Source organism: Nocardia sp. NPDC058114 (assembly GCF_042884695.1).
Lineage (GTDB): Bacteria > Actinomycetota > Actinomycetes > Mycobacteriales > Mycobacteriaceae > Nocardia.
Genome location: NZ_JBHVTK010000001.1, coordinates 1,014,892 through 1,033,948 on the forward strand (window position 1 = coordinate 1,014,892; position 19,057 = coordinate 1,033,948).

General features: G+C 68.4%; 17 protein-coding genes. 11 read left to right on the forward strand and 6 right to left on the reverse strand.

All coding sequences use genetic code 11. From position 1 onward, the window contains the following. Positions 1-11 precede the first annotated feature (11 nt). Together ACFVVI_RS04615 and ACFVVI_RS04620 are read right to left on the reverse strand one after the other, a co-directional pair. Positions 12-665, reverse strand: coding sequence for a response regulator transcription factor (locus ACFVVI_RS04615; protein ID WP_364405344.1), 654 nt, complete (start codon positions 663-665; stop codon positions 12-14). Then, positions 662-1,678: a histidine kinase gene (locus ACFVVI_RS04620; RefSeq protein ID WP_387443193.1), complete on the reverse strand. Its 1,017-nt coding sequence runs from the start codon at positions 1,676-1,678 to the stop codon at positions 662-664. Before ACFVVI_RS04620 ends, ACFVVI_RS04615 begins: the two co-directional genes overlap by 4 nt. 176 nt (positions 1,679-1,854) lie before the next feature. Between ACFVVI_RS04620 and ACFVVI_RS04625 the strand changes: the two genes are divergently transcribed. Genes ACFVVI_RS04625 through ACFVVI_RS04635 form a run of 3 tightly spaced genes read left to right on the forward strand, consistent with a single transcriptional unit; the run spans position 1,855 to position 3,916 of the window. Further along, complete coding sequence (locus ACFVVI_RS04625) at positions 1,855-2,130, forward strand: hypothetical protein (protein ID WP_378988297.1); 276 nt, start codon at positions 1,855-1,857, stop codon at positions 2,128-2,130. A gap of 29 nt (positions 2,131-2,159) precedes the next feature. Beyond that, positions 2,160-2,618, forward strand: coding sequence for a CBS domain-containing protein (locus tag ACFVVI_RS04630; protein ID WP_378988294.1), 459 nt, complete (start codon positions 2,160-2,162; stop codon positions 2,616-2,618). A 14-nt stretch (positions 2,619-2,632) separates the two neighbouring features. Next, positions 2,633-3,916, forward strand: coding sequence for an ArsB/NhaD family transporter (locus tag ACFVVI_RS04635; RefSeq protein WP_378988291.1), 1,284 nt, complete (start codon positions 2,633-2,635; stop codon positions 3,914-3,916). Between the two features lie 15 nt (positions 3,917-3,931). On the opposite strand, the gene hutG is transcribed toward ACFVVI_RS04635, so the two are convergent. Beyond that, positions 3,932-4,852, reverse strand: coding sequence for a formimidoylglutamase (hutG, locus tag ACFVVI_RS04640; protein WP_387443196.1), 921 nt, complete (start codon positions 4,850-4,852; stop codon positions 3,932-3,934). After that, complete coding sequence (gene hutI, locus ACFVVI_RS04645; protein WP_387443198.1) at positions 4,849-6,036, reverse strand: imidazolonepropionase; 1,188 nt, start codon at positions 6,034-6,036, stop codon at positions 4,849-4,851. Before hutI ends, hutG begins: the two co-directional genes overlap by 4 nt. 251 nt (positions 6,037-6,287) lie before the next feature. Here hutI and hutH point away from each other — a divergent pair, with 251 nt between their 5' ends. Further along, positions 6,288-7,847 (forward strand): histidine ammonia-lyase, encoded by a 1,560-nt coding sequence (gene hutH / locus ACFVVI_RS04650; RefSeq protein WP_387443201.1) that lies wholly within the window; start codon positions 6,288-6,290, stop codon positions 7,845-7,847. A gap of 146 nt (positions 7,848-7,993) precedes the next feature. On the opposite strand, the gene helR is transcribed toward hutH, so the two are convergent. Together helR and hutU are read right to left on the reverse strand one after the other, a co-directional pair. Further along, positions 7,994-10,186: an RNA polymerase recycling motor ATPase HelR gene (gene helR, locus ACFVVI_RS04655; protein WP_387443203.1), complete on the reverse strand. Its 2,193-nt coding sequence runs from the start codon at positions 10,184-10,186 to the stop codon at positions 7,994-7,996. Between the two features lie 142 nt (positions 10,187-10,328). Beyond that, positions 10,329-12,005 (reverse strand): urocanate hydratase, encoded by a 1,677-nt coding sequence (gene hutU, locus ACFVVI_RS04660; RefSeq protein ID WP_387443205.1) that lies wholly within the window; start codon positions 12,003-12,005, stop codon positions 10,329-10,331. An 82-nt stretch (positions 12,006-12,087) separates the two neighbouring features. Here hutU and hutC point away from each other — a divergent pair, with 82 nt between their 5' ends. The 7 genes from hutC (at position 12,088) to ACFVVI_RS04695 (ending at position 19,033) form a co-directional block, all read left to right on the forward strand. Next, positions 12,088-12,846: a histidine utilization repressor gene (hutC, locus tag ACFVVI_RS04665; protein WP_387443208.1), complete on the forward strand. Its 759-nt coding sequence runs from the start codon at positions 12,088-12,090 to the stop codon at positions 12,844-12,846. Between the two features lie 381 nt (positions 12,847-13,227). After that, positions 13,228-13,557 (forward strand): hypothetical protein, encoded by a 330-nt coding sequence (locus ACFVVI_RS04670; RefSeq protein WP_387443210.1) that lies wholly within the window; start codon positions 13,228-13,230, stop codon positions 13,555-13,557. A gap of 10 nt (positions 13,558-13,567) precedes the next feature. Beyond that, entirely contained in the window at positions 13,568-14,170 is a 603-nt protein-coding gene (locus tag ACFVVI_RS04675) for a hypothetical protein (protein WP_387443212.1), read from the forward strand. Between the two features lie 720 nt (positions 14,171-14,890). Further along, positions 14,891-15,940 (forward strand): polyprenyl synthetase family protein, encoded by a 1,050-nt coding sequence (locus tag ACFVVI_RS04680; RefSeq protein WP_378656323.1) that lies wholly within the window; start codon positions 14,891-14,893, stop codon positions 15,938-15,940. Then, complete coding sequence (locus ACFVVI_RS04685) at positions 15,937-17,199, forward strand: hypothetical protein (protein WP_387443214.1); 1,263 nt, start codon at positions 15,937-15,939, stop codon at positions 17,197-17,199. Before ACFVVI_RS04680 ends, ACFVVI_RS04685 begins: the two co-directional genes overlap by 4 nt. Positions 17,200-17,249: 50 nt before the next feature. Further along, positions 17,250-18,245: a fatty acid desaturase gene (locus tag ACFVVI_RS04690; RefSeq protein WP_378988261.1), complete on the forward strand. Its 996-nt coding sequence runs from the start codon at positions 17,250-17,252 to the stop codon at positions 18,243-18,245. Further along, positions 18,236-19,033, forward strand: a complete 798-nt coding sequence (locus ACFVVI_RS04695; RefSeq protein WP_378627342.1) for a methyltransferase family protein — start codon at positions 18,236-18,238, stop codon at positions 19,031-19,033. The genes ACFVVI_RS04690 and ACFVVI_RS04695 overlap by 10 nt, the downstream gene beginning before the upstream one ends. Positions 19,034-19,057: the final 24 nt, after the last annotated feature.

Sequence of the window (19,057 nt, forward strand, 5' to 3'; positions counted from 1 at the left end):
CCTCGGTGTTCTCACGGCTCGATCAATCCGGCGCGGATGGCGTATCTGGTCAGGTCGAGCCGGTCGCGCAGGCCGAGTTTCTGCAGGATGTTGGCACGATGCCGGTCGACAGTCTTCGCGCTGATCACCAGCTCGGCGGCGATCTCGCGCGCCGAGTACCCCTCGGCGATCAGCTTGAGCACCTCCTCTTCGCGGGGGGTGAGGATCGTTTCCGGCAGCGCGGAGCCCTGCCGGGCGAGTTGCAGGTAGTCGCGCACGAGTGCGGTGACCGCGCCCGGGTAGAGGAACGATTCACCGCGCATCGTGGCCCTGCACGCCTCGATGAGGTCGCGATCGGCCACCGACTTCAGCACGTAGCCGGAAGCGCCCGCCTTCAGCGACTCGAAGAAATACTGCTCGTTGTCGTACATCGACAGCATCAGGATGCGCACCGGATGGTTGTTCCTGGTGATCTCGCGGGCGGCCTGGATACCGGTCATCCGCGGCATGGCGATATCGAGGATCACCAGGTCGATGCCGTCGTCGGCGAGGGCGGTGACCGCGTCCAGCCCGTTGGCGGCCTCGGCGACCACGAGCAGGTCCGGTTCGTTGTCCAGGATCATGCGCAACCCGCTGCGCACCAGGGCGTGGTCGTCGGCCAGCAGAATCCGGGTCGGCGCGCTCATGCGGGCACTCCTTCGCGTGCGGCGACCGGGACGATCAGTTCGACCGCGGTACCGCCCGATGCCGGGGATGTGATGGTCAGCGTGGCGTCGATCAGCATCGCGCGCTCGCGCATCCCGCGGATGCCCGCCCCGTCCTCGACCGCGCCGCCGCGACCGTTGTCGGTCACCCGCAGCAGCACGGTGCCGGCTCGCGGTGCGATCAGCAAGCTCACCGCGTCGGCATCGGCGTGGCGCAACACGTTCGTCAAGCTCTCCTGAGCGACCCGGTAGCAGACGAGTTCGATGTCGGGGTCGAGGCGGCTGATCGCCGGGTCGACCTCGCGGCGCACGGAAATGCCCGCCGTGCGGCCGAATTCGTGACACAGCGCGGTGATCGCGCTGTGCAGGCCGAGTTCCTCGAGCACGTCGGGCCGCAGCCGCGCGGCGATCCCGCGCACCTCGTCCAGACAACCGCGCACTGTTTCCTGCGCCTGCTCGACGTCCTCACGCAGGTCGGCGGGCGCCCGGTCGACAACCCGTTTGAGCCGCAATAGCGCCACGGTCAGGCTCTGGCCGATCTCGTCGTGCAGTTCGCGGGCGATGCGCCGCCGCTCACCTTCCTGGGCGGCCAGCGCGGTCCCACCGGCGACCGAACGTTCGGCTTCCAAGCGGTCGAGCATCGCGTTGAAGGTCTCGATCAGCTGATGGAAGTCCCCGCTCGCATCGCGCTCGAGCCGGACCGCGCGCCGGGGCGGATCGACGCGGCGCATGGAGGCGACCAGCTCGTCGAGCGGAGCCAGCGACGTGCGCAGCGCCACGGCGTTCGCCGTCAGGATCACCGCGAGCCCGATCACCAGCACCGGCACCTCGGTCAGGCGCAGCCGGGCCGACACCGTGGCCGGTGAGAAGGCCAAGATCAGCGTGCCGAGGGTGAAGATCACGCCGTTGAGCAAGCAGATCCGCCAGAACAACGCCGTCACCGGCGTTCGGATTCGCCGCGAGCGTCCTGCTCGCAGCGCTGCGAGACGGTTCATGACACCAGCATGCTGGCGCCCCCGCGTTCTGTCCATGGTGCCCAGCACCCATCCCGCACCCGTTGACCGGCACCGACCTGCCCAGGAAATGGGTGTCACGGCCGATAGTGCCCGCCACCTGCGCGAACCAGACTTCGATCAGACGCTTTCGACGATCCGAGGAAGGACCGCCGGCCATGGATATCGACCGGACCACGATCCCGGGAGCCGGTGTGCTGCACAGCTTCCACACCCGCCACGGCATTCGCTTCGCCCTGCTGACGCACTCGTCGGGTGCGCGACGCCTGCTCGCCTACGCGGGGGGCAGCGACGAACCGACGGTCGACATCGAGCTGGAACCCGACGAGGCCGACCAGGTCGCCGAGCTGATGCGTTCGCGGCCGTTCGGCGACCGGCTCGCCCGCCTGGAACAACGCCTGGACCACCTGACCGGACGGCAGGCCCAGCCGTGAGCACCGTCGAATCCCTCCGGAGTCATGCCATGCGCGCACGCGATATCGCGATGAACCTGCCGACCGTTCGCACCAGCGACCCCGTCGCCCGTGCGGTGCGGCTGATGGTCGTCAACCGGTTGCCCGGTCTGATCGTCGTCGACGAACTCGACCGGCCGGTGGCGGTCCTGCCGGGAACCCAGGTGCTACGCCTGGCGATTCCGGCCTCCTATCACGACGACCCGACGCTGGTCCGCACGATCGACGAGGTGCACGCCGACCTGTTCTGGCAGGAACCCGGCAGCCTCACCGTCGGCGACTGTCTGCCCGACGGCGCGAGCAAGCCGGCCACGGTCCCCCCCGACGCGACCCTGCTCGAAATCGCGATCCTGATGGCGCGCAAGCACAGTCCGCTCATCGCCGTGGTCGACCGTTCGCGCACCCTGCGCGGCGCGATCACCCTGGAACGGTTGCTGACCAGCCTCGCTGTCGTCGGCCCCGGCGACTGAACGCCACGCCGCGCATGGCTGCAGCGCTTGCCGTCGTCATCTTCGTGATCGCCTTCTTCTTCATCGCCACGGAGAAGGCCGACAAGGTCAAAACCGTCCTGATCGCCGCGGGCGCGATGGCGCTGCTCGGCCTGATCCCCGGCGACGAGGTCTTCTATTCCGCCCACGAGGGCATCGACTGGAACGTCATCTTCCTGCTGCTCGGGATGATGATCATCGTCGGCGTCATCAAGCAGACCGGCCTGTTCGACTACCTGGCGATCTGGTCGGCCAAACGTTCGCGCGGCAACCCGTATCGCCTGATGGTGATGCTGATGTTGATCACCGCGGTCGCGTCGCCGTTTCTCGACAACGTCACCATCATCATGCTGGTCGCCCCGGTGACGCTGGTGGTGTGCCGACGTCTCGGCATCGCCGCGCAACCGTTCCTGATCGCCGAGGTGCTCGCGTCCAATATCGGCGGCGCGGCGACGCTGATCGGCGACCCGCCCAACATCATCATCGCCAGCCGGGCCGGGCTGACGTTCAACGACTTCCTCGTGCACATGGCCCCGATCGTGGTGATCACGTTCGTGCTGTTCGTCGCGCTCACCCGGGTGCTGTTCCGCTCGGCGCTGCGCACCGATCCCACCTCGGTCGACGCGGTGATGGCGCTGCAGGAACGGCGCGCGATCCGCGATCCGAAACTGCTGGTGCGCTCCATGATCGTGCTCACCGGTGTGGTCGTCGGCTTCTGCCTGCACAGCGTGCTGCACGTCGCGCCGTCGGTGATCGCGCTGGTCGGCGCGGGCATCATGGTGCTGGTCTCCGGCCTCGACATCGGCGATGTCCTGCACGAGGTGGAATGGCCGACGCTGGTGTTCTTCATGGGTCTGTTCGTAATGGTCGCGGGCCTGGTGCACACCGGGGTGATCGCCACGATCGGTGACGCCGCGATCGGCTGGGTCGGGGACAACTACTTCCTGGCCGCGACCGCGCTGGTGTTCGGTTCGGCGATCCTCGGCGCGTTCGTCGACAACATTCCCTATACCGCGACCATGGCGCCGGTGGTGGAGGACATCGTCGCGGGCGCACCGGATCCAGCTACCGGGCAGGCGCTGTGGTGGGCGTTCGCCTTGGGCGCCGACTTCGGCGGGAACGGCACGGCGGTGGCGGCCAGCGCCAATGTGGTCGCCCTCGGGATCGCCGCCCGCGCGGGGCAGCGGATCACCTTCTGGCAGTTCACCAAGTACGGCATGCTGGTCACGCTGCTCAGCAGTGTCATCGCCTGGATCTATGTGTGGATCCGGTACTTCTGAGTCCCGCGACGGTGCTCACCCGACGTGGCGGGTGACGATCCGGTGGATCAGCCGGGCGGCGGTGCGGGCGGTGCGGTTGTCGATGTCGAGCCGCGGATTCAGTTCGGCGACATCGACAACCGCGAGTCTGCCGCAGGCGGTGACGCGGTCGCAGACGGCCTGGATCGTGGACAGCGCGACACCGTAGGCCGCGGGGGCACTCACACCGGGAGCCACCGCGGCGGGGAGGACGTCGAGATCGATCGTCAGATACAGCAGGTCGATCCCGGCCAGGAAGTCGTCGACGAAGGCGGCGACCCGGGCAGGCTCGCAGTCGTCGTCGAGGAGATAACGCACCCCGAATCTGTCCGCGGTGTCGAACAGGACCCGGGTGTTGCTGGGCTGGCTGATCCCGATCACCGCGTACCGGACGTCGTCGCCGGTCTCGAGGATCTGCCGGAACGGGGTGCCGGAACTGGGCACGGGATCGGGACGCAGGTCGAAATGCGCGTCGAGGTTGAGGATTCCGATGACGCTGCCCGGGACGCGGCGAGCCGAACCGGCCAGTCCGAGGTAGGTGCCGTAGGCGACCTCGTGGCCGCCGCCCAGCACGACCGGGAAAGCGCCGTCGTCCAGCAGCGCGGACACCGTCTCGCCCAGTCGTCGCTGACCGTCCGCCAGCCGGTCGTCGGTGACGGCGATCGTCCCCGCGTCGAAGGCGCGCAGCTCGGTGGCGAGCGCCATCGGCGACAGCGCGCGGCGCAGCGCGTCCGGGCCCGCCGCCGCGCCGAGGCGGCCCTTGTTCCGGCGCACGCCTTCCTCGCAGGCGAAGCCGACGAAAACACAGGCGCCGGGATCGTCGTTGCCCGGCTCGTACGGCGTGACGGCCTGATGCCAGCGCAGGTGCTCCGGCGTCGTGCCGTCGACGCGACCGGTCCAGGCGGATTCGGAAGTCACCGCACCCCACCTCGATTCGCGACGAGGGCTCCTTCGCGCCACACCTGACCGACCAGCGCAACGCCGGGGCGGTAGGCGAGGTGCAGGTGCGAGGGGGCGTCGAGTGTGATGACATCGGCACGGAAACCGGGGGAGAGGGAACCGATATCGGTGCGCCGCAACGCCTTCGCACCACCTGCGGTTGCCGCCCAGACCGCCTCGTCGGGTGTCATGTGCATTTCCCGCACCGCCAGGGCGATACAGAACGGCAAGCTCGTGGTGTAGCTGGTACCCGGATTGCAGTCCGCGCCGAGCGCGACGGTGACCCCCGCGTCCACCAGCGCCCTGGCATCGGGATAGCTGTTGCGCGTACAGAAGTCGGCGCCCGGCAGCAGTGTGGCCACCGTATCGCTGCCCGCGAGCGCATCGATATCGGCACGATTCACGTGCGAGACGTGATCCACCGACGCAGCGCCGAGCTCGACGGCCAACTGCACCCCTGGTCCCTGATGCAGCTGATTGCCGTGGACTCGCGGCACCAGCCCGTGCGCGATCCCCGCGGTCAGCACGGCATGCGCCTGATCGCGATCGAAGGCGCCCTGCTCACAGAACACATCGATCCACCGGGCGTACGGCGCGCACCGCGGGATCATCTCCTCGCACACCATCGTCACGTAGTCGTCGGCGCGCCCGGCGTATTCGGGCGGCGGCACGTGCGCGGCGAGCAGCGTCACCTCGTCGGTGCAGCGGGCCGCGATCTGGACGCTGCGCAGTTCGTCGGCCACGGTCTGCCCATAGCCGCTCTTGCACTCGACCGTGGTGCTGCCTGCCCGCAACGACTCGTCCAGCAGCCGTTGTACCGTCGCCGCGAGCTGCTCGTCGCTCGCTGCCCGCGTCGCCGCGATCGTGGTGCGGATGCCACCGGCCCCATAGGGTCGCCCCGCCATCCTCGCCGCGAACTCCTCGGCGCGGTCGCCCGCGAACACCAGATGCGCGTGCGACTCGACGAACCCCGGCAGCACCGCGCGTCCGCCGAGATCGAACGCGGTGTCGGCGGCCGGCGCGGCGGCACTGTCACCGACCCACGCCACCCGCCCGTCGTCGATGACCAGCGCGGCGTCGCGCCGCAGCCCCAGCGGGCCCTCGCCCAGCGCCGGGTCGTTGGTGACGAGAGTGCCGATATCGGTCAGCACGGTGGTGGGCATGGAGGAGTCCTCCTCGGCGCGGATGTCGAGTATGGCGGTGTGCGCGCGATAGACCCTGTGCGCGGGCGAGCAGCGCGGGCACGTTGCTCGCACCGTAGCGGCCCTTCGGATCGTAGAGCGCGGGCAGGTCGACGCGTTCCTTCGAGATCAGGTGGCGGGCCCGGCGGATGCGCGCCAGGACACGTACGGTAGGTATAGACCTGTATAGACAAGAACGTCAAGGGGTAGCCCGCAGTGATGGGAGAAGCATCGTGAGCATCGACCCGGATCGGCCCGGACCGGTCGTCGTCGGCACGGGTCCGGTCTCGGCGCGGGATCTGGTCCGGGTGGCCAGGGACGGCGTCGCGGTGGTGGTGTCCGACGATGCCGTCGCCGCCATCGAGGCGAGTCGTGCGCGGATCGAAGCGCTGGCCGCGGACCCGAGGCCGGTGTACGGGGTGTCGACCGGGTTCGGTGCGCTGGCCGTCCGTCATATTCCGCCGGAGTCACGCAAGCAGTTGCAGCGGAGTCTGATTCGCTCGCATGCGGCGGGGTCGGGCGCAGAAGTGGAGCGGGAGGTGGTGCGCGCCTTGATGTTGCTGCGCCTGTCGACCCTCGCGACCGGCCGGACCGGGGTACGCCCGGTGGTCGCGCGGACCTATGCCGCGCTGCTGTCGGCGGGCATCACCCCGGTGGTCTACGAGTACGGCAGCCTGGGCTGTTCCGGTGATCTCGCGCCGCTGGCCCACGTCGCACTGGCGGTGATCGGGGAGGGCACCGTCCGGGACGCGACCGGCGAGCTGCGATCTGCCGCCGAGGCCATGGCCGACGCCGGTATCGCCCCGGTCGAGCTCGCGGAGAAGGAAGGCCTCGCGCTGATCAACGGCACCGACGGCATGCTCGGCATGCTGGTACTCGCCTGCCACGACCTGCGGGCCCTGCTGCGCCTGGCCGATGTGACCGCGTCGATGAGCGTGGAGGGTCTGCTCGGCACCGACAAGGTCTTCGCCGCCGACCTGCAAGCACTGCGCCCGCAACCGGGCCAGGCGGTCGCGGCCGCCAATATGGTGCGCGTGCTGGCGGATTCGCCGATCGTGGCCAGCCACGCCACCCCGGACTGCACCGTCGTCCAGGATGCCTACTCGCTGCGCTGCGCACCCCAGGTCGTCGGCGCCGCCCGCGACACCCTCGACCACGCCGAACGCGTCGCCGGCCACGAGTTGGCCAGTGCCGTGGACAACCCCGTCGTCACCCTCGACGGCCGGGTCGAGTCCAACGGCAATTTCCACGGCGCCCCCGTCGCCTATGTGCTGGACTTCCTGGCCATCGTGATCGCCGACGTCGCCTCGATGAGCGAACGCCGCACCGACCGCTTCCTCGACAAGGCCCGCAACCACGGCCTCACCCCGTTCCTGGCCGACGATCCCGGCGTCGACAGCGGTCACATGATCGCCCAGTACACCCAGGCCGCCATCGTCTCCGACCTCAAGCGCCTGGCCGCGCCCGCCTCGGTCGACTCGATCCCCTCCTCGGCCATGCAGGAGGACCACGTCTCGATGGGCTGGTCCGCCGCCCGCAAACTCCGCCGCGCCCTCGACGGCCTCACCCGAGTCCTGGCCATCGAAGCCCTCACCGCGGCCCGCGGCCTCGACCTCCGCGCCCCGCTGACCCCGGCGCCCGCGACCGCTGCCGTACTGACCGCGCTGCGCGACCGAGTCCCCGGCCCGGGGCCCGACCGCTACCTCGCCCCGGACATCGAGGCAGCGGTCCGCCTCGCGGCATCCGGCGCGCTGCTCGCCGCCGCCGAATCGGTGACCGGTCCGCTCGGCTGAGCGGGGTACGCGCGAGCGAAACCCCGGCCTGGGACCGCTGTCTCGCCTGCACTGATCCGCCCGATGGCATCGACGCTGTTGCCGCTGACCTGCGATCGGCCCACGCGGGCGGACGGCGAAGGCGATTGCCGCAGTCAGTGATCGCGCTACGCCTGCAGCTGCTGTGCCGGTTCGATCTCGGTGAGCCCGCGCAGCGACTCGGGCAGCGAGGTCTGGTGCAGGACGCCGAGGCGTTGGGTGGCGCGGGTGAGGGCGACGTAGAGTTCGGCGGCGCCGCGGGGGCCGTCGGCGAGGATGCGCTGCGGATCCACGACCAGCACCGCGTCGAACTCGAGGCCCTTCGTCTCCGACGCGGGCACCGTGCCGGGTACCCCGGGTGGCCCGATCACGATGCTCGTTCCCTCGCGGCCCGCCTCAGCCCGCACGAATTCCTCGATCGCGGTGGGCAATTCGTGGTCGGTGACCCGATGCGACCAGGGTGCGACACCGCAGGATCGCACCGAGTCCGGCGGGCGGACATCGGGTGCGAACTCGGCGAGCACATCGGCGGCCACGGCCATGATCTCGGCGGGGGTGCGGTAGTTCACCGTCAGGGCACGATAGATCCAGCGGCCGGGGACGTAGGGCTCCATCATCGTGGCCCAGGACCTCGCGCCCGCCGCCGACCGGCGCTGCGCGAGATCGCCGACGATCGTGAAGGAGCGGCTCGGGCACCGCCGCATCAGCACCCGCCAGTCCATCTCCGACAGCTCCTGGGCCTCGTCGACCACCACGTGTCCGTAGGTCCACTCCCGGTCGGCCGCGGCACGTTCGGCGAGTTCGCGGGTGTCGCGTTCGAGGAAGCGTTCGGCCAGGTCTTCGCCGTAGAGCATGTCCTGGGCGAGCAGGTGGTCCTCGTCGTCCATCAGGTCTTCGCGGCTGATGAGGGTGTCCAGTACGCCGGCCGCGTACTCGGCCTCGGCTTTGCGCTCTCGCTCGGCGGAGTCGTCGGCGGCTGTGTCGCGGCCGAGCAGGTCGACGAGTTCGTCGAGCAGCGGCACGTCCGAGACCGTCCACGCGCCACCGTCGGCCCGCCACAGCGCCGCGTCCGCGCCTGCTGCCCGCAGCCGATCGTGTGACGAATACAGCTGGGACAGCACGGTTTCCGGCTTCAGGATCGGCCAGCACTGATCCAGCGCCGCGGTGAACTCGTCGTTGTCGGCGAGCTCGCGGACCAGGTCGGCGCGCAGTTGTTCCCATGCCTCGGTGTCGTCGCGAGTCAGCCAGCCCTCGCCGATCCGGGCGATCGCGCGCTCGGTGAGAACGTAGGTGATGATCTCGGTGAACACCGCGCGCGCCTCGTTGTGCGGGCGCCCGCTCTCCCTCGCCTCCTGCCTGGCCCACTCCGCGGTCGCGGCATCGATCCGCACCGTCACATCGGTCAGCGCGATCGTCAGCGGCGCTTCGGGCAGTCGCTGGCGATCCGCGATCGTCGCGGCGAGGACGTCGAGGATTCGCAGCGAACCCTTGTGCCGGGCCGCCTCGGGGGTGTCCTCCGCCGTCGCGCGCAGACCGGGCACGAGGTCGGCGGTGGTGGCGAACACGACATTCGTCTCGCCGAGCGAGGGCAGCACATGGGCGATGTGGTTCAGGAAGGCCGGATTGGGCCCGACCACGAGCACGCCTTGGCGCTCCATCCGCCTGCGCTGGGTGTAGAGCAGGTACGCGACGCGGTGGAGCGCCACCACGGTCTTCCCGGTGCCGGGACCGCCCTCGATCACGGTCACACCCGGGTGCTCCAGGCGGATGATCTCGTCCTGTTCGGCCTGGATCGTCGCGACGATATCGCGCATCCCGTCCCCGCGTGGCGCGTCGACCGCGGCGAGCAGCGCGGCGTCGGTTCCGCCCTCGCTCCCGTCGGGGCGGCCGAGCACCTCATCGGTGAAATCGACCACCCGGCGGCCGCGGGTGTGGAACTGCCGCCGCCGGCGCATGCCCTCCGGGTTGGCCGCGGTGGCGACATAGAAAGCGCGCGCCGCGGGTGCCCGCCAGTCCAGGAGCAGCTGTTCGAGATCGTTCGACTCGTTGAACAGCCCGATCCGGCCGATGTAGGACCGCTCGCCCGAGGCCGCGTCGAGCCGGCCGAAACACAGTCCGTTGTCGGCCACGTCGAGGCGCTGTACTTCCTTGCCCAGCGCCCGCACCTCGTTGTCGCGCTCCATGGGGGAGTCGCCCTTCGTGCGCAGCGCGGAGCTGTAGCGGCCCTTCACCCGTGCCCGCTCGGCATCGAGGCGCGAGTACAACCCGGCGACATAGCTTTGCTCGGATCGGCGTTCCTCTTCGTACCCGTGCGCTGACATAGGCCCCTAACTGTACTTTTTCCGGTGCGACCGGATGATTGTGCAGCAACCCCGGGGCCTTGCCGCAAGTCCCTGTTTACGCTATATATTGAAAGTGGAAAGAGCCCCGGCACTGCCGGGGCCCTCGTCTTTTCCGGGCCGGTCAGCTCTCCTGCATCGGAATCCGCACACCCCGTTCACGAGCCACCTCGGCCGCGTGCTCGTAACCCGCGTCGACGTGTCGCATCACCCCGGTGCCCGGGTCGTTGGTCAGCACCCGCTCCAGCTTCCGCGCGGCCAGCTCGGTGCCGTCGGCGATACACACCTGGCCCGCGTGGATCGAACGGCCCATCCCGACCCCGCCACCGTGATGGATCGACACCCAGCTCGCCCCGGACGCGGTATTGAGCAGTGCGTTGAGCAGCGGCCAGTCTGCGATCGCGTCGGAGCCGTCGGCCATCGCCTCGGTTTCGCGGTAGGGGGAGGCCACCGAGCCGGAGTCGAGGTGGTCGCGGCCGATGGCCAGGGGAGCCGACAGCTCACCCGAGGCGACCATCTCGTTGAATTTCAGACCCGCGCGATGGCGTTCGCCGTAACCGAGCCAGCAGATCCGCGCGGGCAGACCTTCGAACTTCACCTTCTCGCCCGCCAGGGTGATCCAGCGGCGCAGATGGTCGTTGCCGGGAAACAGTTCCAGGATCGCGCGGTCGGTGGCGGCGATATCGGCCGGATCACCCGAGAGCGCCGCCCACCGGAACGGACCGAGGCCCTCTTCGAAGAGCGGGCGGAGGTAGGCGGGAACGAAGCCGGGAAAGGCGAAAGCCCGGTCGTAGCCGCCTTTGCGGGCCTCGTCGCGAATCGAGTTCCCGTAGTCGAACACCTCGGCGCCCGCGTCCATGAATCCGACCATCGCCTCGACGTGCGCGGCCATCGACGCCTGCGCCTCGGTGGTGAACCAGACCGGATCCTTCTCGGCGAGGGTGTGCCAGTCCTCGAGTGCGACGCCGATCGGCAAGTAGGACAACGGATCATGGGCCGAGGTCTGATCGGTGACGATGTCCATCGGTGCGCCCATGGCCAGCAGTGCGGGAAAGACCTGGGCCGCATTGCCGACCAGGCCGATCGAGAGCGGCCTGCGCTCGTCACGCGCGGCGACGGCGAGATCCAGTGCCTCCCGCAAGGTCGCGGCCTTCGTGTCGAGGTAGCCGTGCGCGATCCGCCGGTCGATACGCGCCGGATCGCAGTCCACGCACAGCGCGACGCCGTCGTTCATCGTGACCGCGAGCGGTTGCGCGCCACCCATCCCGCCGACGCCCGCCGTGAGCGTGATGGTGCCGGCGAGGGTGCCGCCGAATCGCTTGCGTGCCACCGCGCCGAAGGTCTCGTAGGTGCCCTGCAGAATGCCCTGGCTGCCGATGTAGATCCACGACCCGGCCGTCATCTGCCCGTACATCATCAGCCCCAACTGCTCGAGCTTGCGGAACTCGTCCCAGGTGGCCCAGTCGCCGACGAGGTTCGAATTCGCCAGCAGCACCCGCGGCGCCCATTCGTTGGTGCGGAACACCCCCACCGGTTTCCCGGACTGCACGAGCAATGTCTCGTCCGCGGCGAGGGTCTCCAGCGTTCGCACGATCGCGTCGAATGCCGCCCAACTGCGTACCGCTCGCCCGGTCCCGCCGTAGACGACCAGGTCATCGGGGCGTTCGGCGACCTCGGGATCGAGATTGTTCATCAACATCCGCAAGGCACCCTCCTGCTGCCAACCGAGGGTGTGCAACTCGATGCCGCGCGGAGCGGACACGGGACGAGGGCCGGAGACAGGCGGTGTCGCGTCGGTCATGAGGGCAGTATAGTCCTGTATATACAAGTGCCGACGAGGTTCGAGCGCAACGTATTCTCTGGGCGAGGCGAGGAGATGTTCGGTGGTGGCGATCGAGGTGGTCGATGCGGAGCTGGCCGCGCTCTACGGCGAGCTCGGCAGCGAATTCGCGGCGTATGAACGGGTCAAGCAGCTGATCATGGCGCAGATCAAGGCGCGCCGGTGGAACGCGGGGGAGCAGATCCCCTCGGAGAACCAGTTCGTCGCCGCACTCGGGCTGTCCCGGATGACGATCAATCGCGCCCTGCGTGACCTGACCGCCGACGGCGCGCTCACCCGGGTGATGGGTGTGGGCACCTTCGTCGCGGCGAGCAAGGCCACCTCGCCGCTGTTCGAGGTCCGCAACATCGCCGACGAGATCACCGGTCGCGGGCATCGTCATCGCACCGAGGTGGTGTTCGTGCGGTCCGAGGTGCCCGGCGACGCGGAAATGGCGAATGCCATGGGCGGCACGGTATTCCACTCGCTGCTGGTGCACTTGGAGGACGGCGTGCCGATCCAGCTCGAGGACCGCTACGTCAACCCGGCGCAGGCCCCCGACTACCTCGCCCAGGACTTCACCACCGTCACCCCGAACAGCTACCTCAGTGAGGTCGCGCCGCTGCTGCGCGGCGAGCATGTCGTCGAGGCGGTGCGGGCCGCCCGCGAGGAGTGCGTGCTGCTCGGCATCGACGCCGACGAGCCGTGCCTGCTCATCCGGCGCCGCACCTGGTCGTCGGGCGGGTTGGTCAGCGTGGCACGGCTCGTGCATCCGGGTTCGCGCAATCGGCTGGAAGGCAGCTTCGGTAGCGAACCGGGCTGACTCCGCGTCGTGCGCGCCGAACAATGTTCCCGACTCGAAACAGCTGTCGCCGCTTGGTAATTGCGCGACGAGATTTCGATCAGGCGGATTGTCGAACTGATTGCTTTTCGGATGGGATCGAAGACATGCTCATCGAGAAGGCTGACGTGTGCATGATCGCCCCCTGAAATTGTTATCCGATCTGAATGATAAACAGGAACAGCAAATTGATGGCTACCGAGTAAATGCTGTCTGAGCTGGGGTTATGCCTGCTGTACGGATTTGGTTCAGTTTCGGGTTATCACTGTTTCGTGACGAAGTACGCGGTAGGCAGGATCGGGGCTGTACGTTTGGGACTCGATAGTTTCGCTGGGTTCCATTCAGGTAACGGAGAGGGCGGAAATGGCTACAGTCACGCAGCCGTCGGGGCCGCACACCATGATCTCTCGACGTGATTTCTCCGCAGCGAAAACAGTGATGACGCCGTCGAGCCTGGTGACCCTCGGGTTGATCTTGCTGATTCCCGTGTTCATCACGGCGGGCCCGATTCTCGCGTCGGCGTTGATCGCGCGATACGACGGTGTCGGGTGGTCCGGTGGGGTGGTCTTCGGGGTGATCGCGACCGTCGTCGTCATGTCGGTGCTGGCCTCGGCGTGGGCGTTCCGCCTGGCGTGGCGGCGTGGTTCCGCCGCCGCCGCGCAGCGCCCGTTCGGTTCTTCTCTCGTGCGGTAGGAGGTCGACAATGCAGACGCACCGACAAGCGACGGCGCCGCTCATCGAACCGCCCGTGGCCACCGCTGCCGACGAATGCCGCCTACTGCGGATCGTCGCCCGGATCGAGGCGCCCCATGTGTGGGACTCGACGTCCGCCCGGCTGCTCGACTGCGCGCGCCGGCGGTGGCAGGGCAGGGCCGACATCGCCGACCATCCGGCCTTGCGCCGCTGGTCGCAGATCCAGGACTCCCAGCAGAGGCCCGAACAGCCTTGCCTGCGCACACTTTTCGCTGCCTTCGCCGCCGGCTCGCTGGTCGGTAGTGATCCCTGTGCGGACCTGGCCGCCGCGATCATGCTCCTGTCGAGCTGCCCCGCCGAAGCGGTTCAGCAGGCCGACCCGAACAGCGAATGTCGCACGGTGCGCTTCTCGGTCTACGCCTATCGCGAAGACGACCTGCCGCTGGCCGAGGACCTGATCACCACCACCGTCCACGCCTGTGGCACCGTTTTGGTCCGTCGCTGCACGATCATGCGCCCCCCTGCCCGTTCCACGGCTCCGTCCCCGTCCGTCGACCACCCGGCGCCGAACCTCCTGGTCCTCGGCAGCCTGGGCAGCACCGCCGCCCGCTGACCGAACCCGGTCGCGGCTTTTCACTCGGCCGCTTCGCTGTCCGCTGCGTTGCTAGCGAAACTAACAGTGCTGCACCAGGTTTCATCGTTACGGTGGGCGTGATATCGGATCGCCGCGGGCCTTCGGGTCGGTTCCCGATCGCGCCTCGGCTCGCGGTAACGCGAATCGGATTGTATGGTTCACACAGGGCTGTCCCAGTCACCGGAGTTGTTGACGGACGGACAGTTCGTGTCACTCTGGTCCCGAATCGTGTGTGTGCCAACAACATTGACGTTGCGAGCGCCGACCCGACCGTATCGCGGTCGACCCCCACGCATCGCCGGATGACTCCCGAGGTGTCTACCCCGGGCAGCTCCGCGACTCATGAGTTCGCCCCCGGATTATCGCGATGACGCGGAAGCCGTTGTAGTGCAGGCGATTACGCCGCACACCTGGAACCGGCAGTCGGCTGTCGCTGCTGTGTTCCCCGCCTGAAGTATCCGTAAACCATTGTGGTACAGCACAATTGTAGGTTTCAAACTTGGAACATGTTGGAATGCTTGACATCTCGAGCTTCCTCTACAAAACTACCCGTCGGTAGCCAGCGAACGGGACGCTCGACCCCGTCGGCTGCGAGAGGTGACTCCCTACGACTGCCCCGCCGGAAACTCCATAAACCCGTGTCCGGCAGTTGCCGGTGAACCTCTCCGCATCGTGACCACACCAAAGGAGCTCAGCGCTATGGATAATCCCGCGCTACCCGCAGCACAGCACTCGGGTGACCAGCACTCGGGCGACCAAGTGGTGGTCATGCCCAGACCGGCCGGACCGACCGAGCAGCTGGCGCTGGTCACCGCACGACTGCGGGAACTGCTCATCACCGGTGAGGATTTCGACGCGATCTACACCCACATCCTGGCCGCTCCCGGCAAACGGGTGCGGGCCCGGTTGGTCCTGGCCTGCGCCGGGTTGCTCCCCGACGCCGCCGACACCGCTGCCCCGCTGGGCGACGCCGTCGACCTGGCCTGCGCGATGGAGATGCTGCACGAATCCTCGCTGGTCCACGACGACATCTGCGACGGATCGCTGCTGCGCCGCGACGCACCGTCGGTGCCCGCCGCGTTCGGCGTGCGCACCAGTGCCCGCGCCGGATTCCACCTGGCCGGCGCATCGATGCAGGTCGTCGCCCGCGTGCTGACCGACAACCCCGAGGTCTTCGCGCGGGTCGGTGAGGCGCCCGGCATCACCTACGCCGACCGGCTCTCCGACCTGTCCTACGGTCAGCTCATCGAGACCCTGCCGCCCTCGATCGACGAGGTCGCGCTGCGCCGCCACTACGAACTCGTGGCAGGGGCCAAGACCGGCACCCTGTTCCGGCTGTCGTGCGCGTACGGCGGCACCGCGGGCGGGGTCGATCTCGACCGGCTCTACGCCCTGATGGAGTACGCCGACCAGCTCGCGCTCGCCTTCCAGATCATGGACGACGTCCGCGACATCGAGGGCGGACCGGGCCTGGGCAAGGACGCCGGCGGTGACCTCGAACGCCGGGTGCCGACCTGGCCGGTCATCGAATGGCTCGGCTCGCGGCCCGGCGCCCGCGAAATGTGGCTGGACGCAGAGATTTCCAGCGCGACCCTGCAGGAAGACCTGGTCGAGAGCGGTGCCACCAAAGCGGCCCGCCTGGTCGCGATGGACGCCACCGAGAAGGCCACCCGCGCACTCGACGTCTTTCCCCCTTCCCTCGCGCGCGACGACCTGCGCGAACTTCTCGAGCAGGTGATCTCCCGATGAGCTCAGCACGACTTCCCCTCCTGATCCGCGGACTGCGCAACCTGCGCCGCGCACCGGATCTGGACGCACTGCGCGCCGCGCGGTCACCGCGGGAACTGGCCGCGCTCGCGCTGATCCCCGCGGGCCGCAACCTGGGCATCGCCGTCGGTCTGCTGCCTGCGACCTTGCGCGACGAGGCCACCGCAGCGCTGCTCGCCTGTCGTGTGCTCGACGCTTTCGAAGACCTCAGCGATCGCGCGGTAGCCAGCGGCGCCGTGCTGGCGGCAGTGGATTACCTCAACGGCGCGAGCGACACCCTCCCACCGCCGCTGCCCGCGCTCGAGGGCAAGATCCGCGACAGCGAAGCCGTCGACCGGGTACTCGCCGAGCGCATCGCCGACATCAGGGCGCTGCTCGCGGCGTTGTCCGAGCAGGGTCGCGAGCGGGTCGGGCTGGTGCTCACCGATGTGGGCCGGGTCATGGCGCGCAATATCGACGCACCGCTGACCCGCGTCGCCTACAGCGAAGGCGTGCTCGGCCGGATCACCCATTACGCCTGCGCCCTGGTCGCCGAAGATGTGCTGCCCGAAGCGGATCTGCGGGAACTGACCGGTTGTGTCGCCGTGATCGCCCAGTCGGCCAACGACCTGCGCGACAACGAACTCGCGATCTACGGCGCCGCCGACCGTGAGGAACTCACCCGGATGGTGATGCTGCGCCAGCTCACCCCCGCCCTCGGCGGCTTCGCGCTGCTGGCCAAGCTCGGTCCCGGCACGCCGAGCCTGGGCGCGCGGGCGGCGATGGCGTACATGACGATCACGACCTCGGCGTTCCTGTGTGGCGCGGTCGGGGCGCCCGCACCCTTCCGGCGCCCGGTCGCCGCGGCCACGCTGGCCGCCGCCTCGTCCACCTACTGGACCACGATGCTCGAGCGTGTGCGCCGCAGTGGCGACGCCGCGATCCATCAGATGCTCGACGCCTCACCGGATTTCACCACCGGCTCGGCGTCGGCCTCGCAGGTGCTCGGTGCGGGCGACCTGGCTTCGACGGAAACCTCGTTGATGCCGCTGATCGTCGACACCACCTTCGCGCTGGTGCAAACCCTGCCCGAAGGCCGCCTGACCGGCGAACTCTCCGACTCGGCGATCCGCACCATGATGATCGCCGATCACCTGGCCTTCGGTGCCATGGAGCGGGTGCCGAGCCACGAACCCGACGCGATCCGGGCGCTGGCCACACGGCTGCAGCTCGCCGCTCTCGACAACAGCAGCCACCAGTAGTCGAGGAACACCTCCTCGATGATCGTCACTACTAGCGAAGGAGCTCTCCCATGAGCACCGGAACGCCCGTCGCGCCCACAGAGAAACCGCCGTTCAGCCGGCGCGTGTTCAAACTCGAGCACGCATCCAACGTCGGCCCGCTGCTCCACATCGCGTTGTGGATCGGCATGACCGCAGCCGCGCTGTTCATCCCCGGCACCTCCACCTGGTACATCGCGGTACCGCTGATCATCGTGCTCTCGCTGCTGAACCTCTCGCTGACCATCGGCGTGATGCACATGCACACCCATCGCCCGCTGTTCGTGTCCAAGTTCCCCAACCGGGTGGTCGACATCCTGTGCTGCCTGCCCGGCAACCTGACCGCGGCCGAGATGCGCGAGGTGCACGTCCTCAACCATCACCGGTTCAACGACGGCCCGGGCGATGTCACCGCGACCACCGGCCTGGACAAGGGCATCGGCGCCCTCTGGTACTGGGTCCGCTACGGCATGGTCGTCAAGATCCACACGGTGCGGACGGTGTTCGCCGCGAACCCGGCGCCGCGCCGTCGTAAGACGCGTCACCAGTTCATCTTCGATCTCGCGGTGTACACCCTCGTGATCGGCTCTGTCTGGTACGTCGCGGGCTTCGAGAAGTTCGTGCTGTTCTACTGGGTGCCGTTCCTGATCACCCAGGTCAACGCCGGCTACTTCGCCTGGCTGAGCCACGCTCCCGCGCGCGGATTCACCGATGAGCCGAGCACCTCGCTGAACAACGCGGGCAACATCCTCAACTTCCTGATCTTCAACCAGGGCTACCACAGCGTGCACCACCGCTACCCCGGCATCCACTGGAGCCAGATCCCCGACAAGCTCGACTACATGCGTGACGTGAACCCCGGCGTCATCGTGCCGTATTGGATGGTGGCGCAGTCGGGTTGGCGTCTGGTCGTGCCCGGCGGTTTCCTCAACGAGGGGTACGGCAACAAGTGGAAGGCGCGCCTGGAGTCGCGTCTGGAAGCGGGCACCGTTCGCTCACGCTACCTGCCGTGGTTCGCATGGATCTGATGTCACCGCAACAGGTTCGGGGCGTGGTGACGAGCCCCTCGCGGCTCGTCCCGTTCCTGTTCTCCTTCGCCGTCTACGGTTTCGCCGGCATCACGGTGCCGCTGATGCTGCTGTTCGCCGGCGGCTGGTGGCTGCCCAAGACGGTGGACAAGGGACCGCACCTGTCCGCGGTCCCCGCGATCGCGATCGACCTGGTGCTGCTCGCGCTGTTCGCGCTGCAGCACTCGGGCATGGCCCGGCCCTCGTTCAAGGCGTTCATCACCCGCTGGGTGCCCGAGGCGCTCGAGCGCACCGTCTACATCATCGGCGTGTGCCTGGTGATGTGGGTGATCATGCTGGCGTGGCAGCCGGTGCCGCACGTGCTGTGGTCGGCCGACGGCGCGCTCGCGGTGGTGCTCGACACCGGGTTCTGGATCGGCTTCGTGCTGGTCTACGCGGCTACCCTGCTGCTGAACCACTTCCACCTGCTCGGCATCAGTCAGGCCTACCGCCAGTACGTGATCCAGGTACCGGACGCGACGGTCGACCGTCTGCAGGTGAACGGCGTCTACAAGCTGGTTCGTCATCCGCTGATGACCGGTCTGCTGGTGTCGTTCTGGTTCGCCAGTGAGTTCACCGTCGGACACCTGGTGTGGGCGCTCGGGCTGACCGGGTACATCCTGCTCGGAACCTACCTGGAGGAGCGCGATCTCATCGCTCGGTTCGGTGCGTCCTATCGCGCGTACGCCGCGCAGGTGCCCGCGTTCTTCCCGTCCGTGCGCGCCATTTTCGGCCGATCGTCTCGGTAACCGGCACGGCCGGGCCGAGTCTGG